The organism is Sphingomonas montana (assembly GCF_001956315.1).
GTDB lineage: Bacteria > Pseudomonadota > Alphaproteobacteria > Sphingomonadales > Sphingomonadaceae > Sphingomonas_R > Sphingomonas_R montana.
In genome coordinates this window covers 193,876-217,700 of record NZ_KV887144.1, presented here as the reverse complement: position 1 = coordinate 217,700, position 23,825 = coordinate 193,876, and the positions used below count along the sequence as shown (strand labels likewise).

Genomic DNA, 23,825 nt, shown 5'->3' with positions numbered 1-23,825 from the left:
GATCACTCGCGCTGCTTGACCGCGGTCCAGAGCGCTTCCTTTTCCGCAAGGCTGCGCCCGACGAAGTCCGGGTCCAGGGCCTCCATGGCGGCAAACCGACGCTCGAACTTGCCGTTGGCGTTGCGCAGTGCGGCTTCCGGATCGATACCGAGATGGCGTGCCCAGTTGACCACAGCGAACAGCAGGTCGCCGACTTCTTCTGCCTGATGATCCGGGTCGGTCGCTGCCTCGACCTCGGCAAGTTCCTCGCTGATCTTTTCGCGTGCGCCGCGCGGGTCGGGCCAGTCGAACCCGACCCGCGCGGCACGCTTTTGGAGCTTGGTCGCGCGGAGCAGGGCCGGCAACGCCTGCGCCACGCCGGCCAGCGCACCGGGCAAGTCCGCGGTGCTGCGTTCTGCCGCCTTGATGCTTTCCCAGTCGCTGCGCGGAGCGTCAAAGAAGATATGCGGATGACGTCGTTCCATTTTGGCGACGATCGCCGCCAGGACGTCGTCGATCGTGAAGGCACCGCGGTCCGCCGCGATCGCTGCGTGGAACACGACCTGAAGCTGAAGATCGCCAAGTTCGTCGCACAATGCCGCCATGTCGTCGCGCGCGACGGCATCCGCGACTTCATAGGCTTCCTCGATCGTGTACGGGACGATCGACGCGAAATCCTGCGCACGGTCCCAGTCACAGCCACCGTGACCGCGCAGGGTGGCCATCAACGTCACCAACCGGCCGAACATGACGGGCTCCATCCAAGTCTGATAATATATATTATGTTAAGTCGAGGCTTTTGGTGTGAGGATCAGAGTGCGATCCTCGACCCCCCAGCGCTGCAACCCGGAGAGAAAATTCATGCCGAGTACGTTGACGTCGCCAAAGCCCGTAGTCGTTACCGCACCAAGCGTCTCGACGCGAATCGAGCCGATCTTCAACGTTGGGATGACGACCCGGTCAGCGCGTATATCGCCATTCGCGGTACGCAGGATCATAGGCCGCCGCGTGTCGACTTCGAGCCCGCCCTTGCGGACGGTATCGCTTGACAGTGCGGTCATGGTGGCGCCACTGTCGATCAGAAAACGGATCTTCTCCTGCCCGATCCGACCATCGACCCAGAAATGCCCGTCCGGCGACATCGCGATCCGTACCGTCTTGCCAACGACCGTCGGCGTTGCCGGCCGGATGTCCGTCGCCACCCGATCGATCAAGGGCCGGAACGCGTCGCGATTGACGAACAGCAGATACGCACCCAAAAATATGGCAGCCCAGGACAGCAGATACCCGATCGTCCGCCCCAGCGGCAGCCTGCGCGCGCCGAGCGATGCCAGCAGCAGGACGATCAGCAGCCCGAGATAGCCCGCATGCATGCCCTGGTCCATGGTCATCCGACGACCCGCGTCAACCCGTCATGGCCCGGCACGACTGTCGGCGGCAGACCGGCCACCAGGGTTCGATAGTCCATCGACTGGTCCATATGGGTCAGGATCGCCTCACCGGGCGCGAAGTCCGCGATCCAGCCTAGCGACTGGTCAAGCGTCGGATGGCTGGAATGCGGTGCCCGCCGCAAGGCGTCCACGACCCAGATATCGAGTTCCTGATATAATATGGCCATGTCATCGGTCATATCACTGAAATCCGTGGCATAACCGATCGCGACCCCCGGTTGCGAGAAGCGCAGGCCGGCGCTTTTCGTCCCGCCGTGCGGCTGGTCCGTAGCCCGCAACTCGATATCGCCGATCATGACGACGTCGGGCAACGCCCGACCCGCCAACGTCGCGGGATAGCCGGAGTTCCCACCGAACGCGTAACCGAAACGGCGCGCGAGCGAGGTCATCGTATCGGGCCGTGCATAGGCCGGTATCGGCGATCGCCGGTTGTGGAAGACCTGGCGGAGATCATCGATACCATGCGTATGGTCCGCGTGGTCATGCGTCCAGATGATCGCATCGAATGTGCCGACGTCCGCACGCAGAAGTTGTTCGCGAAGATCCGGCCCAGAATCGACCAAGATCCGCGTCGTCGCGCTCTCGATCAGGATGGCGGCACGCGACCGGCGGTTAAGCGGTTCCATCGGGTCACACGCGCCCCAGTCGTTACCGATTCGCGGCACGCCGGAAGACGTCCCGCAACCCAATATCGTCAGCTTCACGCGGCGGCCTTGTCGAACAGCGTCAGAAAATTCGCGCGTGTTTCGCGGGCAAGGTGCTCGACCCTCGCGCCGCGCAAGGCCGCCAGGAACGTGGCCGTATCGGCGACGAACGCGGGCTCACCCGGACGGCCGCGATGCGGTACGGGTGCAAGGAACGGTGCGTCCGTTTCGATCAGCAACCGGTCGCCGGGCAAGGTCGCGGCGGTCGCCTGCAACACCTTTGCATTCTTGAACGTCACGATACCAGAAATGGATATATAAAGTCCTAGAGCCAATGCCTTGGCCGCGAACTCTGCAGACGCCGTGAAGCAGTGAATGACACCGGTGAAGGCCCCCCTCCCCATTTCCTCGGCTAGGATCGCGGCCGTGTCGTCCTCCGCATCGCGGGTGTGGACGATCAGCGGCAGGCCGGTCTCGCGCGACGCGGCGATGTGCGCCCGGAAACTGCGTCGCTGGCGTTCGCGGTCACTATGGTCGTAGAAATAGTCCAGCCCGGTCTCGCCGATACCGATGACCCGCGCATGTTCAGCCGCATCGATCAGCCGCGCCGTATCGACGTCCGGGTGCGCGTCCGCTTCATGCGGATGAATGCCGACCGATGCCCAGACATCCGGCTCGCGGTCTGCGGTGGCGACGATGGCATCCCAGTCCGCCTCGCGCGTCGCGATGTTCAACATTTCGGTGACGCCACGAACCCGGGCGCGGTCGATTACGGCACGTTGGTCCTTGACCAGGCCGGGGTAATTCAGATGGCAATGGCTGTCGGCAAACATGGGCATGAGATAGGGACTGCCCCGCACCGCGTCACCCCGCCTTTTCATCCTCCAGCCGCGGAAACACGCCGACCGGCGTCGGCAGCGGCGTTCCGACCACGATCGGGAGCCCGAGCGCGGCAAAGTCGCGGACGTCGGCCCCCTGCCCGAGTAGATCGAGCAGCCGATCGGCACTACCCGGCACCGCCCACCGCACCAGGATCGCCAGCCGTCGGACCGCCTCGGCCGTATGATACAGGATCGTATCGGCCGCTGCTGGATCGGTCTTGCGCAGGCTCCACGGCGCGTTGTCAGCGAAATAGCGGTTCGCGTCCCCGACCGCCTCCCAGATCGCCTCCAGCGCACGGTTGGGCGACAGTTGCGCTATCGCTGCATCGACCGCCGCCCGGGTGGTTGCCCCGGCAAGGTCCGGATCCTCCGACCCCGCCATAGGTTCCGGAACCAGGCCATTGCAATTCTTGGCAATGATCGAAAGGCATCGCTGCGCCAGATTGCCGAGGCCGTTGGCAAGGTCGGCGTTCGAACGGGTTACGATCGCGTCCGCCGCATAGCTGCCGTCCTGCCCGAAACTGACCTCACGCAACAGGAAGTAGCGCACCGGATCCACCCCGAACCGCGTCGCCAGATCCTGCGGATCGACCACGTTGCCGAGCGACTTCGACATCTTCACGCCGCGGTCGAGGACATGGCCATGACCGAACACGCCCTTGGGCAGCGGCAGGCCGGCGGACATCAGGAAAGCGGGCCAGTAGACGGCGTGGAACCGGACGATATCCTTGCCGATCACGTGCAGGTCGGCGGGCCACCAGCGCGCCATGCGCGTGGCATCGTCCGGATATCCTGCCCCGGTCAGATAGTTGGTCAGCGCATCGACCCAGACATACATGACGTGGCCCGGGCTGTTCGGGACGGGCACGCCCCAGTCGAAACTGGCGCGCGAGATCGACAGGTCGGTCAGGCCGCCGCGCACGAAAGCCAGCACTTCATTGCGACGGCTTTCGGGCAGGATGAAGTGCGGGTTGGCCTCATAATGGGCGATCAGCCGGTCCTGATAGGCCGAGAGCCGGAAGAACCACCCCTCCTCCACCGTCCAGGCGACGGGCGATCCTTCGGGCGACAGCTTGCCGCCGCCGGCGGGATCGTCGACCAGTTCCTTTTCGTCGTAAAACGCTTCGTCCCGCACCGAATACCAGCCTTCGTAACGGTCGGCGTAGATGTCGCCGGCGTCGGCCATCGCCTGCCACAGCGCCTGGCTGGCGCGGTGGTGGGCGGGTTCGGTCGTGCGGATGAAGCGATCGTAGGAGATATCGAAAGTCTCGGCCATTTCCTTGAAATAGCCGGACATTTCATCGGCCAGGGTTCGGGCCGCGATGCCGCGTGCGCGCGCCGCCTGATCCATCTTCAGGCCGTGTTCGTCCGTGCCGGTCTGGAAATACACGTCGCGTCCGGCCAGCCGGTGATAGCGCGCGATGGCGTCGGTCACGATCGCCTCATAGGCGTGGCCGATATGCGGCCGCCCATTGGGGTAGCTGATCGCGGTGGTGATATAATAGGGCTCGGTCATGCGCGGTCCTTAACCGAGCCGGCGGCAGGGGCAAGGCCGGCGGCAAGGCTCGCAATCTCATACACAGTCGTCTGCGGGTCGAGCGACAGGCCAACGGCGGCGGCAGACACCCCCCGGACCCGTGCCCAGGCGTCCAGCGCCTGTTCGAGCGCCGCGCCGGTGCGGCCACGCGCGGCAGCCGCGAACCGGCTGGGCGCGCGATCGAGGAACGCCTCGAATCGGGGTTGTGCGGCCTTCGTCGCCATCGTGCGGGCGAACCGATTGCGGATGGCGTTCGTCGGATCGCCGCTCTGGATAAGCTGGTCCAGCGCCGCGTCGATCGATGCGATGTCGAGCCCCGCGAACCGCAGTGCGCGCCCCGGCGATCCGTCCCCTGCGCGGATCAGCGCCGCCCGTTCGTCCGGTGTCAGGTCCGGCGCGGCACGGATAAGCGCAGTCGCCATCGCATCATCGTCCAGCGGGCCGAAACGCAGCAGCCGGCACCGCGACCGGATGGTGGGCAGCAACCGGCCGGGCGCGTGGGTGACGAGCAGGAACAGCCCGTCGGCCGGCGGCTCCTCCAACGATTTGAGCAGCGCGTTGGCGGCCTTCGTCTCCAGATCGTCGATCGAATCGATGATCGCGATCCGGCGTGACGACATGCTGCCCGTGGTCGCGAACACGCCGTTCAGCGTGCGGACCTGTTCGATCGAAATGTTGCGCGCATGATCGCCGGTCTTGTCGCGGAACAACCGTTCGGCGATGCGCAGGTCGGGGTGGCTGCCCGCCGCGATCAGCGCGGCGATCCGGTGGGACGGATCGACGCTGAAACCCGGCCCCGCCGGACGCGGCCCTGCGGAATCGGCCAGCAGCCAGGTGGCGGCGGCCCGCGCGAACAGTCCCTTCCCCACCCCCTCCGGCCCGGCAAGCAGCCAGGCGTGGTGTAGCCGGCCATTTTCCGCCGCGCCGCGCACCGCGGCGACGTTGGCGTCATGGCCGATCGGCGTCATGCCGGATCGTCGATCGCGGCAAGCAGCCGTTCGGTCACCCGCTCGGCCGGGCCTGTTGCATCCACGATTCGGAACCGCGCTGGTGCCGCATGTGCGAGCGCCAGGAACGCATCGGCGACGCGCTGGTGATAGCCGGCATCGCGTGCGCCGAACCGGTCGCTGTGCCCCGCGTCGCGCGCCGCCGCACGCGCCGTCGCCTCCGCCAGCGGCAGGGTCAGCAGCAGGGTGCGGTCGGGCAACAGTCCCTCGCTCCCGATCGCGTGCAGCGCGCGGATCTGGTCGGCGCCGATGCTGTCCGCCCCGCCCTGATAGGCGAGCGAACTGTCCAGGAACCGGTCGGTCAGCACCCATCGGCCGGCGGCGAGCGCCGGGCGGATGGTGCGCGCGACATGGTCGGCCCGGGCGGCCGCGAACAGCATCGCTTCGGTCCGGGCGGTCCAGCGGTCGGCCGCGCCCTCGAGCAGCAGGCGACGGATCGCCTCCGCCCCCGCGCTGCCCCCGGGTTCGCGCGTTTCGACGACGTCGTGACCGCGCGCGCGCAACGCGGCCGACAGCGCGCGCATCTGCGTCGACTTGCCCGCCCCCTCCCCGCCTTCCAGCGACAGGAAACGGCCTGGCGTGGTGGTCACGCGATCCCGAACAACCAGCGGAAGCCGGCCGCGATCCGCCCGAAGAAGCCCGCTTCTTCGACCGCCGCGCCGGCCACCAGCGGCAGGCGCTGCGGTGCGAGGTCAGGCCCGCTGATGACCAGGTCGGCAATGTGCTGCCCCGCCGCGATCGGTGCGGCGACCGGCCCCTGATACACGACGCGCGTGCGCAGGTCGGAACCGAGTCCGGCGGGCACGGTGACGGCCAGATCGGTGGGCGCCACCAGCGCCACGCTACGCGCGTCACCGCCCTGCACCTCGGCATCCTGGACATGCGCGCCCTTCCGGACGACGGGCTTGGACGTCCATGCCCCGAAGCCCCAGTTCATGAACGACACCGACTGTTCCTGACGCTGTCCGGCCGAGGTCAGCCCGGCGATGACCATGACCAGCCGGCGCGGGCCCTGCTTGGCGGATCCGGTGAAGCCGTAACCCGCCTCCTCCGTGTGGCCGGTCTTCAGGCCATCGGCCCCGTCGACCCGGCCGAGCAGCGGATCGCGGTTCTGCTGCGTGATCGCCTCACCCCCGCCCATCGTCTTGCCCCAGGTGAAAGAGGTACGGCTGTAGAATTTCTTGTACAGGTCCGGATGGTTCGAGATGGTCGCCTCGGCCAGCGTGCCCAGATCCTTCGCGGTGACATAGGTGCGGCCTGCATCGGGCCAGCCGTTGGACGTCCCGAACTGCGAATTGCGCATGCCCAGTTCCGCCGCGCGGCGGTTCATCAGCGCCACGAACGCCGGCTCCGTGCCGGAAATCGCCTCTGCCAGCACGACGCAAGCGTCGTTGCCGGACAGCGTGACGATGCCGTTCAGCAGGTTTTCGACGCTGACCTGTTCGCCCGGTGACAGGAACATGGTCGATCCGGCCTCAGGCCCGTGCCAGCGCCGCCACGTCTCGGGCCGCACGGTGACCATCCGGTCCAGTTTCAGGTCGCCCTTCTTGATGAGGTCGAACGCGACATAGACGGTCATCATCTTGGCCATCGAGGCCGGCGGCATGCGGCGGTCGGCATCCTTGGCGTACAGGACGGCGCCGGACGACAGGTCCTTCATGTACGCGACGGGTGCCGGCGTGTCGAAAGGCGGCGCGGCGGCCTGACCGGCGGTGCCGAGCAGCAGGATCGCGGGAAGGAGACGCTTCATCGTACGGGTTCCATGAACTGGGGTGTCGGACCGGGATCGCGGACCAGCCTGGCATCCTGATAGCCGGCAGCCCTGACCCGCGCCAGCGCCGGTTGCGCATCATCTGGCGTCACCGGGCCGATGCGGACGCGGAACAGCACCCCCGCCCGGGTAACAGTACCGCCGAGATCGCGGGCAAGCCGGTCCGCACGATCTGGGGAGGACAGGGTCGCGACCTGCACATAGAGGCCGGCATCGGTCGCGGAATCGACCTCGATCGGAACGGTCCGGACCGCAAGCAGCGTGGTGTATTGGCCGGTACGCGGAGCCGCAGGTCGGCCTGCGCGGAGTGCGGCACGGTCCCGCTCGTCGGGGAAGACGCGGCGGACCCGAACACGGGCGCGACCATCGCGTTCGATGCCGAGCAGTCGCGCCGCGCCGCGCGACAGATCGATGATCCTGTCTGCTGCAAAAGGCCCGCGATCGTTGATCCGCACCAGGATGGTACGGCCGGTGCCAAGCGCGGTAACTTCGACATAGCTTGGCAACGGCAAGGTTCGGTGCGCGCCGCCGATCCAGTCCGGCCGGAACCGTTCCCCGTTCGCGGTCCGGCTGCCTGATTCGGATCCATACCAGGATGCCATGCCGACCGCGTCATATCCACGCTCGTCCACCGGGACATAGGTCCGCCCCCGGACCGTATAGGGCGGCCCGATCCTGACCGGCAGGTCCGCGACCGGACGATAGCCGCCCGAAGACCCGCGCGGCCGGTCCGGCGCACCGGCACATCCGGCCAGCACCAGCAGGCCGAGCAGCATCGCCTGATACCGCATCGGGCCCGGCCGCTCAGCGGCGGACGGCATCGGCCAGCAGTCCGACCGACAAGGCGTAGAAATTGGAACAATTATAGTCGAGGATCGAGCGATAGTTCGTGGTGAGGAGATAGGCGGTCGCACCCGGACCGTCCGGCTCGATCAGGCTCGCCTGTTCGCCGTCCGCCGGCACCGGGTAACCGACGATCTGGACCCCGAGCCGCCGCCATTCGCCGATCGTCTGCCAGCGGCTGTGCCGGTCGTACACGCGCGGGCAACGCGGTGAGACGAGCCTGGTCCGCACGGCCGCCCGGTCGAGATCGGCCGGTACGCGGACTGCGACGCCCCACGGCACCGCCCGCCGCCACCCGGCCTTCGCCAGATAGTTGCCGATCGACGCCAGCGCGTCCGGCTCGCTGTTCCAGATGTCGACCCGTCCGTCACCGTCCCCGTCGACCGCCAGACGCAGGTACATGCTCGGCAGGAACTGCGGATATCCCGTCGCCCCGGCCCAGCTGCCCTTCAGCGTCGACCGCGGCACCCCGCGTTCGAGTAGCCTTAGCGTTGCGATGAATTCTGCGGTGAACAATTCGCGGCGCCGGCCCTCGAACGCCAGGCTGGCGAGCGAGCGCAGCAGATCGAAATCCCCGACCACCCGGCCATAACCGGTTTCGTGGCCGTAGATCGCCATCATGATCGGACCGGGCACGCCCGTTTCCGCCTCGATCCGCTGGAGGCGCGGCTGCAGTTGCGCATAGCGGGTCTGCCCGCGGCCGATGCGGTCCGCATCGACATGGGTGCGCTGGTACGGCGCGAACGCCGGGATCGACGGCGTCGTGCTGGCCGGGTTGCCGCCGGGCTGGCCGCGGTCCAGGCTGATGACGCGCGGGTTGAACGTCAGCGTCGGCAACACACCGTCCAGCGTCGCCGCGCTCACCCCGGCCGCCATCGCGCGCGGCCGCAGACCGGCCAGGAAATCCCGGAACGCCGCATCGCGTGGATCGGGCCGTGGATCGGTCGCGTCCATATCCTGCGCATGGACGGAGGACGCGGACGGCAGCATGGTCGCCAGCAGCATCGCCGCCACGATGGTCGATCGCATCTTCATTCCCTGCAAAACCCCGCAAGCCGCCCTGATGCCACGTCCGGCGCGGCACGATAACCCCGGTCGTCGCAGCGTCGGCACGGCCGGCCCTTCCCACCCCGCGCCAACCACGCTAATTGGCGATGGCACCGGACGGGTGGTCGAGTGGTTTATGGCTACGGTCTTGAAAACCGTCGTGGGTTCACGCCCACCGTGGGTTCGAATCCCACCCCGTCCGCCAAAATCCCGGAGTATCGCATGGTTGCCGAACTGGACCGCATGATCGCGGCACGTGCCGCATGGGAGGGCGCGCCGATGGCCATCGCCACGGTCGTATCGACCTGGGGTTCGGCGCCGCGGCCGAAGGGCAGCCATATGCTGGTCGCGGCCGACGGTCGGTTCGAGGGATCGATCTCGGGCGGTTGCGTCGAGAACGAGGTGCTGCAGGTTGCCAGCGAAGCGATCGTCGACGGACGCAGCCGCCTGCTCGACTATACGATCGGTGACGAGACCGCCTGGGAGGCGCATCTGCCCTGCGGCGGTGCGATCAGCGTGCTGGTTCAGCCGGTTTCGCCCGATGGGTATCGGCCGGAAATCTTCGACGCACTGGCCGAGGCGCGCGCGGCAGGACGGAGCCTGTCGGTCACGACGGACATCGAATCGGGGCAGAGCCGAATCGCGGCGGAACCCGGCGACGGGCAGTTCGTGAACCGCTATCGTCCCGCCCGCACGCTGTTGATCGTCGGCGCTGTGCAGATCGCGCAGGCGCTGGTGGAGTTCGCCAGTCCGCTCGATACGCGCGCCGTGCTGATCGATCCGCGCGAGCGGTTCCTGACCGCCGCCCGCTTTCCCGGCATCGAACTCGATTCCCGTTGGCCGGACGAGGCAATCGCCGCCTACGCGCCCGGCCCGGAAACGGCGGTCATCACGCTCAGCCACGATCCCAAAATCGACGATCCGGCGCTGGTTGCCGCGCTGTCCGCCGACACCGGCTATATCGCCGCGCTGGGCAGCAAGCGCAGCCATGCCGCGCGTCTGGAACGGCTTGCTGCCGCAGGCCTGACGCCCGGACAGCTGGCGCGGATCGATGCGCCCGCCGGCCTGCCGATCGGGGCACTCGGCCCGGCGGAGATCGCGCTGTCCGTCGCCGCCGGCATGGTCCGCGCGTTCCGGACCGCCGGCTGAAGGCCATAAGAAAAGGGCCGCGGTGGGATATCCCGCCGCGGCCCTTTCTGTCGTAGGATCAGGCCGGCTTCTTCGCGCCCAGCGAGAGACCGCCGAACCGCTTGTTGAAGCGGGCGACCTGGCCACCCGTGTCGAGCATGCTCGACTTGCCGCCGGTCCATGCAGGATGGACGGTGGGATCGATGTCGAGGGTGAGCGTGTCGCCCTCCTTGCCGTAGGTCGACCGCGTTTCGAACACGGTGCCGTTCGTCATCTGAACCTTGATGACGTGATATTCGGGGTGGATATTCTTCTTCATGTCGCAGCTCCGATGTTGTGCTGGTTTCCGACCAGCCGGGCGAAGGCGCGCTCCTACCGTGCCCTGTACCGCTTGACAACCCGCCCGGCCTGACGCACCCGCCGCCGGGACTAGAGGTGCCGTTCACGGGAGCGATCCCGGGGGGACGGTTGAAAGGGAAGCCGGTCCGAAACCGGCGCTGTGCCCGCAACTGTGTTCGCCTGTCGCCCCGGCGACGTGCGTCAGCCAGGAACCTGCCACTGGTCGTCGTCCGCGCCCGGCCGGGTCCAGCCGTCAGCGCGTGGATCGGCACGTCCCATGCGGGTGGTCCGACTCTCCGAGACGACGTCACCGTCTCGTCGAGGATCATCATGCTCAATCTGTTTCTTCTCGCCGCCGCCGCCGCGGCGCCGTCCGATATCGTCATCACCGCATCGCTTGAACCCATCGCCGCGCGGGATACCGCGGCATCGATCACCGTCATTGACCAGGCGACGATCGATGCGCAGGGCCTGCCGCTGGTCACCGATCTGCTGCGCCTGACGCCCGGCCTGTCGGTTGCCACCTCGGGTGGCCGCGGCGCGCAGGCGCAGGTCCGGGTCCGCGGGGCGGAGGCCAACCATACGCTGCTGTTCATCGATGGTATCGCGTTCAACGATCCGGCCGCCGGCAACGAGGCACGGTTCGAGACGCTGATCACCCACGGCCTGGGCCGGGTGGAAATCATCCGCGGGCCGCAATCCGCGCTGTTCGGGTCCGAAGCGCTGGGCGGCGTCGTGGCGCTCGAAACGCCCGATCCGCTGGCCGGTACGCGCGTCGTGGCAACCGGCGAATATGGCAGCCGTGGTTTCGCGCGCGGATCGGTCGCGGCCGCGGTCGGCACGGATCAGGGCGGCGTGTCGGCGACCGCCAGCTACCTCCGCGACGACGGGATCGACATCCTGGGCGGCGGCACCGGCGACCGCGACGGATATGAGAATATCACCGCAAGCCTGAAGGGCGTGGCACGGCCGGGCGAGAATGGCGAGATCGGCATCGTCGGTCGCTACATCCAGTCCGACTCTGAATTTGACGGGACCGATCCGGTCACCTTCCTGCGCGCCGACACGGCGGACTCATCGCGCACCGAAACCGGCGCGATCCGGGCCTGGGCACGCTACGGCCTTGAGCCGACCGATCCGTTCGCCGTGCAGATCGACGGGCAGTATCTGCGCTCAACCAACCACAACCGCAACGGCGACACCGCGCTGAACCGGACCATCGGCGATCGTTTCCGCACCGGTGGACAACTGGTCGGCCGGCTCATGACCGGCACGGTCTCGCACGAACTGATCGGGCGGATCGAGCGCGAGGATGAGAGTTTCGCGTCGAACGACCAGCAATATGGCGGCGCGACCAACCAGAACCGGACGCGCGGCCGCACCGCCTTCGTCGGGGAATGGCGCGGGACCTGGGGCACGCTGCTCACCACCGACTTCGCCGTGCGGCGCGACCAGTTCAACCGGTTCGCGGACGCCACCACGTTCCGCGGCAATGCAGCGCTGAAACTGACGCCCGCGCTGTCCGTCTTTGGCGGTTATGGCGAGGGGATTGCCCAGCCGACCTTCTTCGATCTGTACGGGTTCTTCCCCGGATCGTTCGTCGGCAACCCAAACGTCACGACCGAACGGTCGCGCGGCTATGAGGCGGGCGTCCGGCTGGAACGCCCGACCTTCTTCCTGTCCGCGGCCGCGTTCGACAATCGCCTGCGCAACGAGATCGTGTCGACGTTCGACAATCTGACCTTCCTGTCGTCAACCGCCAACGCAACCGGGCGTAGCCGCCGCTGCGGCTTCGAGCTGTCGGGCCAGGTTCGCCCGCTGGACGGCCTTCGTGTCGATGCCAGCTACACCTATCTGGATGCGGAGGATCAGCAGGTCGCGGCGGGCATGCAGTTGCGCGAGGTTCGGCGGCCCAAGCATGGCGCCACGCTGAGCGCGGACTATGTGATCGGTCCGGTCAGCCTCGGTGCCGCGGCAAGCTATGTCGGCCGGCGTCGCGACACCGACTTCGACGCGTTCCCGGCGCAGCGCGTCCTGCTGGACGACTATATTCTCGGGTCCGCCAGGATCGGTTACCGTATTGCTCCGGCGATCGAGGCGTTCGGCCGCGTGGAGAATATCGGCGATGTGCAATATCAGGACGTGGTCGGTTACGCGACGCCGGGCCGGACCGTGTTCGGCGGCGTGCGGTTGCGCTTCGACTGATCAATGAGAAGGCTTGGTCGATGAGGACGCTCGGCGCGATCTTCGCGGGTGGCGCCGGGCGTCGGTTCGGCAGCGACAAGGCACTGGCGCTGCTCGATGGACGCCCGCTGCTGGCCCATGTGGCGGACCGGCTGGGATCGCAATGCGCGGCGGTGGTGGTGATCGGTCGGGACTGGCCCGGCCTTCCGGGCGTGGCGGACCGGCCCGCACCGGGCCTCGGCCCGCTCGGTGGTCTGGCCGGCGCGCTGTGCCATGCCCGCGACCACGGGTTCGATCGGGTCCTGACGAGCGGCTGCGACCTGCCCGACCTGCCGCGCGACCTTGCGGTCAGGCTGGGCGACGCACCTGCGGTCGTCGCCGGTCAGCCCTTGCTCGGCCTATGGGGCGCGACACTCGCCGACCGGGCGGTTGCGTGGGCGACGACTTCGTCGGACCGGTCCATGCGGGCCTGGATCGCCGAGACCGACGCACGGCGGGTGACGCTCGACACGGAAATAGCGAATATCAACCGGGTGGAGGATCTGGAGGCGTTGGAGCGTGCGCACTGCGCGACTAACCTGTCACCTCCCGGACCTAACGCGGGCTTGATGTAATGCCCGGGACAAGCGTAGCTGCCACCCGTCTGACCAAATCTGCCGAGACGCCACTGCGAAATTCTCGAAAAACTTAAACTAAACGGGCTAGCACGTTGACTTTGCTGGATTCTACGGCAGGTGAAAGCCTGCCGCATGTCTTGGATCAGACGCGGATCAGGCTGGCGGATCGGCGATCATTGCCATGAAGCTCGCTTGTGCGGCAAGTTTGCCGTCGACCAGTGCACGGCCTGCGAACTTGCTGGCCGACTTCCGCATCTGGGTGAATTCTACCTCCAGCGTCATCAGGACACCGGGTTCGACCGGCACCCGGAACTTCGCATCGTCGATGGCCATGAAGTAGACGAGCTTACCCGTCCCCTCCAGCCCGAGCGACTTGACCGCAAGTACGCCGGCGGCCTGCGCCATCGCCTCGATGATGAGCACGCCGGGCATGATCGGCCGACCCGGAAAATGCCCCTGGAAGAACGGTTCGTTGATCGTCACCGCCTTGATCGCACGGATCGACTTGCCCGGAATGAGCGATTCGACCCGATCGACCAGCAACATCGGATATCGGTGCGGCAACGCCGCCATGACCTGCCGGATATCCAGCGGGCCCATGGCGACGTCGGTCTGCAGACCGTCCGTCATGGACGCGTCGTTCACCGGCCCTGCGGACGGCGTGCGGCGGGGGCGGCGGCAGCAGGTGCAGCACCTGCGGCCTGGCCGCCCTGGCCCGGCTGCCAGCCGGCCGGTGGGGTGATCGCCACGGTCTTGACCAGTGCGTTCAGCTGCGTCGTGACGTCGGCGGTCAGGTCCGCCGCCGGCTGGATGGCGACGACGGCCTGCGGGTTGATGATGATGCCGATCCGCTTGGCGACCATCGCGGCACGCAATGCCTGGTCAAGCTTCGTCGCGACCTGTTCCTGCGCATAGGACAGCGGACGCTGGAACGGCGCGGCGAGCGGCTGCAGCTCGCGCTGGGCGGCGGCCTCGCGGGCACGATATGCGGTGACCTTCGCCTGCAAAGTCGCGGGCGGGGTTGCCGTATTGGCCTGCAGCGTCTGGATTTCGCGTGCCATCGGGTCGAGTTCGCCGCTGATCGCGGTGCGGCGCGCGTTGAATGCGTCGATCTGCGGCTTGTACTGCGCCTGGATCTGCGCCTCGGCGGCCCGCAGCGCGGCAGAGTTACCCAGCGCGCCTTCGAGGTTCGCAGACGCGACACCCAGCCCTTGGGCGGTGGCCTGCGTCGCAAGCAGCGGGGTCGTCGCCAGTGCCATGCCGATCGCGATGGTCTTCATACGGTTGGTCATCAGAACTGCGTCCCTACGTTGAAAGTGAAAAGTTTCGTATCGTCGCCGGGTTCCTTCAGGAGCGCACGGGCGACATCGATCCGGAACGGACCGAACGGCGAATTCCAGTTGACGCCGGCACCGACGGAAAGCCGCGGCTTGGCACTGTTACCGAGATAGACTTCGCGGAACGCACCCGACTGATCGGCGGCAGGTGCCGAACCGGTCGGGCAGCCTGCGGACCTGTTGACCAGGCGCTGCCTTGCCGGGGTTGTACCGACCGCAGGTACGTCGCAGATCTGCGTATCGACCAGGTTGGGCCGGGTCAGGCCAAAGACCGCACCGGCATCCATGAACAGCGAAGGGCGCAGGCCGAGATCGCGCGCGCCGGAGCCAAGCGGGATTTCCAGTTCGGCACGGCCCAGATAATAGACCCGCCCGCCGATCGCATCATCCTGGATCTGGTTGCGTGCGATCGTGGTGTTAAGCGTACCGTCCGCGTTATACGGGATACGCTGCACCCGCGGCCCGACGCCGCGGATGTCGAACCCGCGCAGCTGGGGCTGGCCCAGGAACCAGCGATCGACCAGCCGGACCTTGTCGACGCCTTCGCCGCGGCTCTTGTCGTAGGAGTAGATATACCCACCCTCGAGACCCAGTGAGAAAACGAAGCCGGAGCCAAGCCCCCAATATTTATCGGCGTCGATCTTAGTCTTGATATATTTCACGCTACCGCCGAGCCCGGCAAAATCCTGCGAGAAGATGACGCGCTGACCGCCGGTCGGGCGGATCGAGTTGTTGAGCGTGCTGTAAACCAACGAGTAGCCGACCGACGAAGTTATCCGCTTGCCCAATGCATCGCAGAGATAGCGCCCGGCCTGCAACGGATCGCACGTGTCTCCTGGAAGCTCGCCTCTGATACCGTTGCCATCCAGATCGGTATAGAAGGTCCCACGGTCGAGCGTGACATTGTCCTGGCTCAACCCGTAGCGCAGCGCCAGCTGGACGAATTCGGTCAGCGGCACGCCGGCACGAACCTGGAACCCGGTCGTCGTCTGCTGGTAGGTCGTGTTGCGGCTATTGTTCTGGAAATTGAACGAGTTGAAGTCGCGGCGGAACACGTCCACGCCGACCGCGATATTCTGGTCGAACAGATAGGGTTCGGTAAAGCCGAGCTCTACCGATTTCGAATAGGTGGAGTAGCTGCCGCTGGCACGCAGCACCTGCCCCTTGCCGCGGAAGTTCCGCTGCGTGATCGACAGATCGACGATGAACTTCTCGAGGCTCGAATAGCCGGCCGACAATTGCAGCTCGCCGGTGGATTTCTCCACGACGTTCGCTTCTAGAATGACGCGGTCCGGAGCGGAGCCCTGCTTGCGTTCGATCTCGAACTTGTCCTGGAAGAAGCCGAGCGACTGGATCCGGTCGCGCGAACGCTTGACGCGGAACGAGTTGAACGCGTCGCCTTCCGCCAGCCGGAACTCGCGGCGAACGACCTTGTCCTGCGTCAGCGTGTTCCCGTTGACGTCGACCCGCTCGACATAGACGCGCGGCGCGTCGTTGATCTTGAAGGTGACGTTCATGGTGAGCGTCTCCTTGTCCGGACGGAAATCCGGTCGGACGTCGGGGGTGAAGCCCAGCAGTCCGGTGGTCTCCGTAATCGCGTCGACCGTGTCCTCGATCTGCTTGGCGTTGTACCAGTCGCCCTTCTTCATGGGCACGAGGTAGCGGAACGTATCCGCCTTCACGTCGCGGATGTCGCTTTCCAGGTCGACATCGCCGAACTTGTAACGATCCCCTTCCTCCACGACGTAGGTCACGATGAAGTCGCGCTTGTCCGGCGTCAGCTCCGCCACTGCCGACACCACGCGGAAATCCGCATAGCCGTTGGTCAGGTAGAATTGCCGCATCTTCTGCTGGTCGTACGACAGCTTGTCGGGGTCGTAGCTGTCGCCCGACGAGAAGAAGCGATAGAAACGCGACTGCTTGGTCGCCATTTCACCGCGCAGGTCGCCGTCCGAGAATTTCTCGTTGCCGATAATGTTGATCTGGCGGACCTTGGACTTGGCCCCTTCGGTGATTTCGAACACCACATCGACGCGGTTCTGGTCGAGCTGCACCATTTTGGGTTCGACCGTGGCGGCGAACCGCCCCTGGCGGCGATAGAGTTCGATGATCCGCGCGACGTCGGCGCGCGCCGCCTCGCGCGTGAAGATCTGCCGGGGGGCGAGCTTGACCTCCGGCCGGATCTTGTCTTCCTTCAGCCGCTTGTTCCCTTCGAACACGATGCGGTTGATGACCGGATTTTCGCGCACCTGCAGGACGATATCGCCCGTTTCGGCGCCGACAATCTGCGCATCGGCAAACAGCTGGGTCGCATACAGGTCCTTGATCGCCTGATCGAGCTGTTCGGTCGTATAGGTCTCGCCCACGCGCAGCTTGACGTAGGACCGGACCGTCTCCGGCTCCAGCCGCTGCGCGCCCGTGACGGTCAGCGTCCGGATCATGCGGGTCGGCGCCAGGCTGACCGCGGCGGGTGTCGCGCCGGCGGCCCCGGGGGTAGGCTGCACGGTGGGGGGCACGCGCGGACCGGCCGGGGTCGCAGTCTGCGCGCCGGCCAGCGAAGCGGTCCCGCTCAGAATGCTGCCGAGCAGGAACCCGGACGCAGCCCGTCGTCCGAAATTGGTCTTAATCACCGTCACGCAAACCCGCCCTCGATAAGGATGTGTCGCCCCTGCCCCCGCGAGGTAACGCCATGTTGCTGCCCTGCCCTATCAGGATCAGCCGATCAACCCGGCAAGCCGCCGCCACAATCCGAAAGAGCCCAGATCATTGACCGTCACGAACACCATGAAACCCAACAACAGCACAAGCCCGGACCGGAACGCCCATTCCTGCGCGACCGGGGCAAGCGGTTTCCGCCGCACCGCTTCGATCGCGTAGAAGAACAGATGGCCGCCATCCAGCATGGGGATTGGAAGAAGGTTCATGAATCCCAGATTAATGGAGATCGCGGCCATGAAGTAGACGAAATCCAGCCAGCCCAACGTCGCGACCTGCCCGGACAGGCGCGCGATCTGCAACGGTCCGCCCAGTTCCCGGACCGATCGCCGGCCGGACACGATCTGCCACAGCGTATCGACCATCGTCCGCGTCATCAGCACGGTCTGACGGAGCGCGGCACCGGGCAGTTCGGCGAACGCCAGCGGCACCGTGACCTGGCGCCCCGCTGCGATCCCCAGCATGCCAATCCGGAATTCGTTGCCGAACCGGTCGCGTTGCAGGTCGGTGGCCGGTGTCGCCGTCAGGTGCAGTTTCTGCTGGCCGCGATAGACGTCGAGCCGCACGGGTTCGCCCGCCCGGTGGCGGACGATATCGCCGATGTCCTCGAACCGGTACACACCCTGCCCTGCGATCATTGTGATCCGGTCCCCCGCGCGGATCCCCGCCTGCTGCGCGGCCGACCCCGGCATCACCGCCGCGACCGTCGACGGGGTCCGCCCTTCGCCCACGATGGCGAAGATCGACATGAAGATCAGGATGGCGAGCGCGAAGTTGATCGCCGGCCCGGCCGCCACGATCAGGAAACGTTGCCACACGGGTTTCGCCTGGAAGGTGCGTGCGCGCTCCTCGGGCGGCAATGCCAGCCAGTCGGCGGTCGGCACGCTGGCCGGGTTCATGTCGCCCGCGAACTTCACATAGCCACCCAGAGGCAGCCAGGCGACGCGCCAGCGGGTGCCGCGCGTGTCGGTCCAGCCGACCAGCTCGCGCCCGAAGCCGATCGAGAAAGCGTCCGCCTTTACCCCGAACGCGCGACCCGCAAGGTAATGCCCCATTTCGTGAATGAAGATGAGCGGCCCGATGACGAGGAAAAAGCTCAGGACCGTCATCACGACACCGGGGGTTTCGATCACGCCGCCATTTCCTTAATCACGCCATTTCCGCCATCACGATGGCGGCCACCCGCCGCGCCTCGCCATCGATCGCCAGGACGTCGTCAATCGCCACCGGGACCGGCGGGTCATAGCGTGCAAGCACTTTGCCGACGATTGCGGCAATGTCGAGGAAACCGATCCGCGACGCGAGAAATGCCGAGACCGCGACCTCGTTCGCCGCGTTCAGGATCGCCGGCCGACCGCCGCCGGCCGTAACCGCGTCGCGGGCAAGCCGGAGCGCAGGGAATCGTTCGGGATCGGGCGATTCGAAATCCAGCCGGCCGAGCGTTGCGAAATCCAACGGTGCCGACGGTCCGTCCATCCGGTCGGGCCAGGCGAGCGCGTGCGCGATCGGCGTCCGCATGTCCGGCATACCCAGCTGCGCGAGCGTGGATCCGTCGACATATTCGACCATCGAATGGATGATCGATTGTGGATGGACGACGATCTCGATCCGGTCGGACCCCACCGGGAACAGGTGGTGGGCCTCGATCAGTTCGAGCCCCTTGTTCATCATGGTCGCCGAATCGATCGAGATCTTCGCGCCCATCGACCAGTTCGGATGGCGCACGGCCTCCGTCGGCGTGACGGTCCGCATCCTGTCCAGCGACGCGGTGCGGAACGGTCCGCCGCTCGCGGTCAGCAGGATGCGGCGGACCCGTTCAATGCGGCTGCCCGCCAGGCACTGGAAGATCGCATTATGCTCGGAGTCGACGGGCAGCAGCGTTGCGCCGCTCCGCCCGGTCGCGCGGATCATCAGGTCGCCGGCGGAAACGAGCGCTTCCTTGTTGGCCAGTGCCACCGTCCGGCCTGCGCCGATCGCGGCCATGACGGGCACCAGACCGGCGCATCCGACAATGGCCGCCATCGTCCAGTCCGCGCCCAGCGCCGCGGCATCGCGTACCGCATCCGGCCCGGCAGCAGAGGTGATCCCCGTCCCGGCCAGTGCAGCCGCCAAAGCCCCCGCCTGATCCGGATCGGCAATCACCGCCAGTTCGGCACCCGTCCTGATCGCCGCCGCCGCCAGACCCGCGACATCGCGGTGCGCGGTCAGTGCCAAGACATTATACGCATCGGGCGTACGTTCGATCAGGTCGAGCGTCGATCGCCCGACCGACCCGGTCGCCCCCAGGACCGTGACCGTCCGAACCGTCATAGCACGCCACCTGCGACGAGCCCGGACACCAGCACCGCGACCGGCACGACACCGTCCAGCCGGTCGAGCGCGCCGCCATGCCCCGGCAGCAGCCGCCCGCTGTCCTTCACCCCGGCGCGACGTTTGAGCCAGCTCTCGAATAGGTCTCCGATCTGCGCCAGCACCGCCAGCGGCGGGCCGAGCAGGAGACAGGCGGTCGGCAGCCCGGTAATCCAGGCGATCAGCCCGCCGACCAGGAGCGCACCGGCCATTCCACCGAACAGCCCGGCCCAGGTCTTGTTCGGGCTGAGCCGCGGCGCCAGCTTGCGCCCGCCGATCGCCCGGCCTGCAAAATACGCCCCGATATCGGTCGCCCATACCACGGCCAGCGTCCACAGCGTCCAGCCGACGCCGTTCGATTGATCGCGCAGGAACATCAGCCCCGCCGTGGGCAGGCCGGCATAGAGCAGCCCCACCCCGAGCCGGCCGGAATTGCCGATGACCATGACGAGCAGTGCCGCGGCGACCAGCAAGGCGACGGCATCGCGCCCCGGCCCGCCCAGCGCGGGCATCAGGAACAGCATCGGTCCGGCGAACAGCGCCAGCGCCAGCAGGATCCGCCGCGACGAACTTCGCATCAGACCGGCCCATTCCGCCAGCATCAGCGCCGCCGCTGCACTGGACAGCAGCCAGAACGCCGTTCCACCCAGCCACAGCGCGACGACCGCGACCAGGATCATGGCCGCGCCGGCAAGCGCTCGGGTCGCAAGATCGGATCGACGCCGAGCGGGCGTCTGGCCCGGAACGACTACCACGGAATGACTGTCACAGGCCGCCGTACCGCCGTTCGCGCGTCACGAAGTCGTTGACCGCCGCGGTCAGCGCCGCAGCATCGAAATCCGGCCACAACGTGTCGACGAACAGCAGTTCGGCATAGGCCGCCTGCCAGAGCAGGAAGTTTGACAGCCGCCGTTCGCCGGACGTGCGGATCAGCAGATCAAGCGGCGGCAGGTCCGCGGTATCGAGCCTTGCGCCGATCGTGTCCACGTCGATGGCAGCCGGATCCAGCCCCTCGGCGGCGATCGCCCGGACGGCGCGGACAATCTCGTCCTGCGCGCCGTAGTTGAGCGCGATTACCAGCGTCGTCCCGCTGTTGCCGGCCGTCCGCATCACCGCATCATCGATCAGCGTCACCACATCGGGTTCGAAACGCCGGTAATCGCCGATGATCCGCAGCCGGATACCAGCCTCGGCAATCTCCGCGATTTCGGCACGGATATAATGGCGCAGCAGCCCCATCAGGTCGGCGATCTCGCTGGCCGGTCGGCGCCAGTTCTCGGACGAGAAGGCGTAGAGCGTCAGGACCTCGATCCCCAGCTGACCAGCGGCCCGGATCGTGCGACGCAACGCCTCGGCTCCCGCCCGGTGGCCGGCGATCCGCGGCAGCAGCCGCTTCTTGGCCCAGCGCCCGTTGCCGTCCATGATGATCGCGACGTGGCGTGGACGGCCGGACCGGCCCGACCGATCGTCGACCGGCCCGGACAGGGGCTCCGCTACGGCCGGGACACCCTTCACTTCCCGAGTATTTCCTTTTCCTTCGACGACGCCAGACTGTCAATGTCGCCGATCGTCTTGTCGGTCAGCTTCTGGACGTCGCCCTCATGGCGCTTGCGCTCGTCCTCGCTGATCTCACCCTTCTTCTCGTCGGCCTTCAGCGTGTCCATGCCGTCGCGGCGCACGTTGCGCGCGGCGATGCGGGCACCCTCGGCATATTTGCTGGCGAGCTTGGCCAGTTCCTTGCGCCGTTCCTCGGTCAGTTCGGGGATCGGCAGGCGCAGGGTCTGGCCATCGACGATCGGGTTCAGCCCCAGGCCCGCCGCACGGATCGCCTTGTCCACCGGGCCGACATTGGTCTTGTCCCATACCTGCACGGAGATCATCCGCGGTTCCGGCACCGAAACGGTCGCAACCTGATTGATCGGCATGCGCGCGCCGTACACCTCGATCTGCACGGGATCGAGCAACGACACGGATGCACGACCGGTCCGCAGGCCCTGCAGGTCATGATGCAGCGCATCGATGCTGCCGGCCATGCGCCGTTCGAGATCGGACTTGTTATACGCCGCCATGCGGACTCTCCTCGTTGCGGACGATCGTCGCGACCCCTTCCCCCGCCAGCACGCGGGCAAGGTTGCCGCGTTCGCGGATGTTGAAGACGACGATCGGGATATTGTTGTCGCGGCACAATGCCACTGCACTGGCGTCCATGACGCGCAGGTCGTCGCTCAGGACACGATTGAAACTGACGCTTTCGTAACGCCGCGCGGTGGGCACCTTCTTCGGGTCGGCGTCGTAAACGCCGTCTACGGAGGTGCCCTTCAGCAGCGCATCGCAGCCCATTTCGGCTGCCCGCAAGGCGGCGGCGCTGTCGGTGGTGAAGAACGGGTTGCCGGTGCCGCCCGCGAAGATCACGATCCGGCCCTTCTCCATATGCCGTTCGGCACGCCTGCGGATGAACGGTTCGCACACCGTCGGCATCGGAATGGCGGACTGGACGCGGGTATCGACGCCGATCCGTTCCAGCGCGCTCTGCACGGCCAGCGCGTTCATCACGGTCGCGAGCATGCCCATATAGTCGGCGCTGGTACGATCCATGCCGCGTGCCGAACCGGCCAGCCCGCGGAAGATGTTGCCGCCGCCCACCACGATGCAGAGCTCATGCTCGCGCGCGACGCCGGAAATCTCCTCCGCAACGCGGCCGACCGTATCCGGATCAATCCCGAACTGTCCGTTGCCCATCAGGACCTCGCCGGACAGCTTCAGCAGGATGCGTTTGAAGCGCGGACGTATCATTACGGGCAACGGTTCCGATTCATGAATGAAGGGTGGCGCACCTTAGGCAGTGCAGCACCCGGTGCCAAGCGGTCGATCGGCCTTGACACGAACGCACGGCCGAATGTCTTCCACGCGAAAGTCGCAGGTCAAGAAAAAGGGCGGATGGTTTCCCACCCGCCCCCTTGCTCACATCGTGTCGGATCAGCCCTTGGCGCCGACGCCGGATGCCGCAGCGACTTCGGCGGCGAAATCGCTCGTCTCGCGCTCGATGCCTTCGCCCAGCTGGAACCGGACATAGTCGGTCAGCGCGATCGTGCCGCCGGCTTCCTTGGCCGCCTGTGCGACAACGTCCCCGATCGGCGTCTTGCCGTCGATCACGAACGCCTGCGTCAGCAACGCATTGTCGCGGCGGAACTTCTCGACCGGACCGTTGATGATGCGGGCAGCGACCTCGTCGGACTTGCCGGCGATCTTGTCGGCATTCTTCTCCCGCGCGATCGCGGCTTCGCGTTCCACGATGGCGGGATCGATGCCGTCGGCGGTCAGCGCCAGCGGGAAGGCCGCCGCGATGTGCATCGCGATCTGCTTGCCCAGCGCCTCGATCTTGGCGACGTCGGCATCGCCTTCCAGCGCAACCAGCACGCCGATCTTGCCGAGGCCCGGTGCGGCCGCGTTGTGGACATAGGCGACGACGGCCCCCTGCGTCACGGTGACCGTGCGCGCACGGCGCAATGCCTGGTTCTCGCCGATCGTGGCGATGTTCGCGGTCAGCTTCTCCTCGACCGTGCCACCCGACGGGTATGCGGTCGCCTTCAGCGCGGCGATGTCGTCACCGGTGGTCAGCGCAAGACCGGTCACGGTCCGGACGAAATCCTGGAACTGCTCGTTCTTGGACACGAAATCGGTCTCGGAATTGACCTCGACCGCAGCGCCCTTCTTGCCGTCGACCACGACGCCGATCAGGCCCTCTGCCGCAGTGCGGCCGGACTTCTTGGCGGCGGTGGCGAGGCCCTTGGTGCGCAGCCAGTCGACCGCAGCTTCCATGTCGCCGCCGGTTTCGGTCAGCGCCTTCTTGCAATCCATCATGCCCGCGCCCGAGCGTTCGCGCAGGTCCTTCACGGCCGCAGCGGTAATGTCCGCCATGTCATGTTCCTTTCAATGGGTCAGGCGCGCCGTATGTGGCAGCGCCATGTTGCACATATGCGTACCCCCGCGCAGGCG

24 protein-coding genes, 1 tRNA gene and 1 riboswitch are annotated in these 23,825 nt (G+C 66.7%); of the genes, 4 read left to right on the top strand and 21 right to left on the bottom strand.

Going from position 1 to position 23,825, the window contains the following annotated elements; genetic code table 11:
* Positions 1-2: 2 nt before the first annotated feature.
* The 10 genes from mazG to BKY59_RS05720 are packed head-to-tail and all read right to left on the bottom strand — an operon-like array spanning position 3 to position 9,142.
* Positions 3-728 carry a nucleoside triphosphate pyrophosphohydrolase gene (gene mazG, locus BKY59_RS05765; protein ID WP_076069387.1) on the bottom strand — a complete coding sequence of 242 codons (726 nt, stop codon included), beginning with the start codon at positions 726-728 and terminating at the stop codon, positions 3-5.
* A gap of 36 nt (positions 729-764) precedes the next feature.
* Positions 765-1,370 (bottom strand): retropepsin-like aspartic protease family protein, encoded by a 606-nt coding sequence (locus BKY59_RS05760; RefSeq protein ID WP_076069384.1) that lies wholly within the window; start codon positions 1,368-1,370, stop codon positions 765-767.
* Entirely contained in the window at positions 1,367-2,134 is a 768-nt protein-coding gene (locus BKY59_RS05755; RefSeq protein ID WP_076069381.1) for an MBL fold metallo-hydrolase, read from the bottom strand. The genes BKY59_RS05760 and BKY59_RS05755 overlap by 4 nt, the downstream gene beginning before the upstream one ends.
* On the bottom strand, positions 2,131-2,907 hold the full coding sequence (locus tag BKY59_RS05750; protein WP_076069378.1) for a TatD family hydrolase: 777 nt from the start codon (positions 2,905-2,907) through the stop codon (positions 2,131-2,133). The genes BKY59_RS05755 and BKY59_RS05750 overlap by 4 nt, the downstream gene beginning before the upstream one ends.
* A 31-nt stretch (positions 2,908-2,938) precedes the next feature.
* A complete protein-coding gene (gene metG, locus BKY59_RS05745; RefSeq protein WP_076069375.1) occupies positions 2,939-4,471 on the bottom strand; it encodes a methionine--tRNA ligase in 1,533 nt (510 codons plus the stop codon).
* The gene (locus BKY59_RS05740; protein WP_076069371.1) at positions 4,468-5,460 is read right to left on the bottom strand and encodes an AAA family ATPase; all 993 of its coding nucleotides are present in this window, start codon (positions 5,458-5,460) and stop codon (positions 4,468-4,470) included. The genes metG and BKY59_RS05740 overlap by 4 nt, the downstream gene beginning before the upstream one ends.
* Positions 5,457-6,089 carry a dTMP kinase gene (gene tmk, locus BKY59_RS05735; protein WP_076069368.1) on the bottom strand — a complete coding sequence of 211 codons (633 nt, stop codon included), beginning with the start codon at positions 6,087-6,089 and terminating at the stop codon, positions 5,457-5,459. Before tmk ends, BKY59_RS05740 begins: the two co-directional genes overlap by 4 nt.
* Entirely contained in the window at positions 6,086-7,249 is a 1,164-nt protein-coding gene (locus BKY59_RS05730) for a D-alanyl-D-alanine carboxypeptidase family protein (protein WP_076069366.1), read from the bottom strand. The genes tmk and BKY59_RS05730 overlap by 4 nt, the downstream gene beginning before the upstream one ends.
* The gene (locus BKY59_RS05725) at positions 7,246-8,091 is read right to left on the bottom strand and encodes a septal ring lytic transglycosylase RlpA family protein (protein WP_240499971.1); all 846 of its coding nucleotides are present in this window, start codon (positions 8,089-8,091) and stop codon (positions 7,246-7,248) included. The genes BKY59_RS05730 and BKY59_RS05725 overlap by 4 nt, the downstream gene beginning before the upstream one ends.
* The gene (locus BKY59_RS05720) at positions 8,075-9,142 is read right to left on the bottom strand and encodes a lytic murein transglycosylase (protein WP_076069758.1); all 1,068 of its coding nucleotides are present in this window, start codon (positions 9,140-9,142) and stop codon (positions 8,075-8,077) included. Before BKY59_RS05720 ends, BKY59_RS05725 begins: the two co-directional genes overlap by 17 nt.
* Positions 9,143-9,275: 133 nt before the next feature.
* Here BKY59_RS05720 and BKY59_RS05715 point away from each other — a divergent pair.
* Together BKY59_RS05715 and BKY59_RS05710 are read left to right on the top strand one after the other, a co-directional pair.
* Positions 9,276-9,365: transfer RNA gene (locus tag BKY59_RS05715), tRNA-Ser, on the top strand.
* Positions 9,366-9,382: 17 nt separating this feature from the next.
* Entirely contained in the window at positions 9,383-10,309 is a 927-nt protein-coding gene (locus BKY59_RS05710) for an XdhC family protein (protein ID WP_076069361.1), read from the top strand.
* A 58-nt stretch (positions 10,310-10,367) separates the two neighbouring features.
* Here the strand turns inward: BKY59_RS05710 and rpmE are convergent, their stop codons facing one another.
* A complete protein-coding gene (gene rpmE, locus BKY59_RS05705) occupies positions 10,368-10,607 on the bottom strand; it encodes a 50S ribosomal protein L31 (protein ID WP_076069358.1) in 240 nt (79 codons plus the stop codon).
* A 97-nt stretch (positions 10,608-10,704) separates the two neighbouring features.
* Positions 10,705-10,862: riboswitch (cobalamin riboswitch) on the top strand.
* A gap of 95 nt (positions 10,863-10,957) precedes the next feature.
* Between rpmE and BKY59_RS05700 the strand changes: the two genes are divergently transcribed.
* Positions 10,958-12,832 (top strand): TonB-dependent receptor plug domain-containing protein, encoded by a 1,875-nt coding sequence (locus BKY59_RS05700; RefSeq protein WP_076069356.1) that lies wholly within the window; start codon positions 10,958-10,960, stop codon positions 12,830-12,832.
* A gap of 20 nt (positions 12,833-12,852) precedes the next feature.
* On the top strand, positions 12,853-13,425 hold the full coding sequence (gene mobA / locus BKY59_RS05695) for a molybdenum cofactor guanylyltransferase (protein ID WP_076069353.1): 573 nt from the start codon (positions 12,853-12,855) through the stop codon (positions 13,423-13,425).
* Between the two features lie 156 nt (positions 13,426-13,581).
* Here the strand turns inward: mobA and fabZ are convergent, their stop codons facing one another.
* From fabZ to tsf, 10 genes are all read right to left on the bottom strand, one after another.
* Positions 13,582-14,058, bottom strand: coding sequence for a 3-hydroxyacyl-ACP dehydratase FabZ (fabZ, locus tag BKY59_RS05690; protein WP_076069350.1), 477 nt, complete (start codon positions 14,056-14,058; stop codon positions 13,582-13,584).
* 11 nt (positions 14,059-14,069) lie between these two features.
* Positions 14,070-14,720 (bottom strand): OmpH family outer membrane protein, encoded by a 651-nt coding sequence (locus BKY59_RS05685; RefSeq protein WP_076069348.1) that lies wholly within the window; start codon positions 14,718-14,720, stop codon positions 14,070-14,072.
* Positions 14,720-17,401: an outer membrane protein assembly factor BamA gene (gene bamA / locus BKY59_RS05680; protein WP_076069345.1), complete on the bottom strand. Its 2,682-nt coding sequence runs from the start codon at positions 17,399-17,401 to the stop codon at positions 14,720-14,722. Before bamA ends, BKY59_RS05685 begins: the two co-directional genes overlap by 1 nt.
* A 78-nt stretch (positions 17,402-17,479) precedes the next feature.
* The gene (locus tag BKY59_RS05675; RefSeq protein WP_076069343.1) at positions 17,480-18,613 is read right to left on the bottom strand and encodes a M50 family metallopeptidase; all 1,134 of its coding nucleotides are present in this window, start codon (positions 18,611-18,613) and stop codon (positions 17,480-17,482) included.
* Between the two features lie 16 nt (positions 18,614-18,629).
* Entirely contained in the window at positions 18,630-19,790 is a 1,161-nt protein-coding gene (gene dxr, locus BKY59_RS05670) for a 1-deoxy-D-xylulose-5-phosphate reductoisomerase (RefSeq protein ID WP_076069341.1), read from the bottom strand.
* On the bottom strand, positions 19,787-20,509 hold the full coding sequence (locus BKY59_RS05665) for a phosphatidate cytidylyltransferase (protein WP_083671896.1): 723 nt from the start codon (positions 20,507-20,509) through the stop codon (positions 19,787-19,789). Before BKY59_RS05665 ends, dxr begins: the two co-directional genes overlap by 4 nt.
* Positions 20,510-20,594: 85 nt before the next feature.
* Positions 20,595-21,314 carry an isoprenyl transferase gene (locus tag BKY59_RS05660; protein ID WP_076069755.1) on the bottom strand — a complete coding sequence of 240 codons (720 nt, stop codon included), beginning with the start codon at positions 21,312-21,314 and terminating at the stop codon, positions 20,595-20,597.
* Positions 21,315-21,340: 26 nt separating this feature from the next.
* Positions 21,341-21,898 (bottom strand): ribosome recycling factor, encoded by a 558-nt coding sequence (gene frr, locus BKY59_RS05655; RefSeq protein ID WP_076069334.1) that lies wholly within the window; start codon positions 21,896-21,898, stop codon positions 21,341-21,343.
* Positions 21,885-22,622: a UMP kinase gene (gene pyrH, locus BKY59_RS05650; RefSeq protein WP_076069331.1), complete on the bottom strand. Its 738-nt coding sequence runs from the start codon at positions 22,620-22,622 to the stop codon at positions 21,885-21,887. The genes frr and pyrH overlap by 14 nt, the downstream gene beginning before the upstream one ends.
* Positions 22,623-22,805: 183 nt before the next feature.
* On the bottom strand, positions 22,806-23,747 hold the full coding sequence (gene tsf / locus BKY59_RS05645; protein WP_076069328.1) for a translation elongation factor Ts: 942 nt from the start codon (positions 23,745-23,747) through the stop codon (positions 22,806-22,808).
* Between the last annotated feature and the right edge of the window lie 78 nt (positions 23,748-23,825).